Source organism: Actinomyces sp. AC-20-1 (assembly GCF_023369555.1).
Classification (GTDB): domain Bacteria; phylum Actinomycetota; class Actinomycetes; order Actinomycetales; family Actinomycetaceae; genus Actinomyces.
The window spans coordinates 1-437 of the sequence record NZ_JACJVC010000043.1 but is presented as its reverse complement, the minus strand read 5'-3'; the positions used below and the strand labels follow the sequence as shown (position 1 = coordinate 437).

The 437-nt window shown below is 44.4% G+C and carries 1 protein-coding gene; it reads left to right on the top strand.

Going from position 1 to position 437, the window contains the following annotated elements:
- The coding region (locus tag H6X67_RS11665) for a topoisomerase DNA-binding C4 zinc finger domain-containing protein (RefSeq protein WP_249435558.1) at positions 1-437 on the top strand (437 nt) is incomplete at both ends.

Sequence of the window (437 nt, the reverse complement as noted above, 5' to 3'; positions counted from 1 at the left end):
ATTATGACTACACCAGATATGACGGCGCTATGGCACGAGCAACAGCGTATGATTGAGGCTGGAGAGTTGACCGTTGATGAGTTCCTTAATGAGCTGGAGCAATTTATTTCCTACCAGGTGGAACATGTTGATGTATCCGGACTGAAGGTAACTGTTTATCCATGCTCCTGTGGTGGACGCTATATTAGTCGACAGAACGACAAAGGCGTATTTTGGGGATGCAATAATTATCCTGATTGTCGTAATGCAGTTCCGGATAAAGGCGGTGTACCTGATTTCAGTGTTCGGGAGTTTGAAGCTAAGGTCAAATGCCCGATGTGTGGCAGTAAAATGAAGGTTTCTCCAAAAGCTTACAGTTGCACAAATATTCCAAAGTGTGAGTTCCGTTTGTGGGGGACTCAGTTTAACAAAGAGCTTACTATGACTCAGGTAGTGGA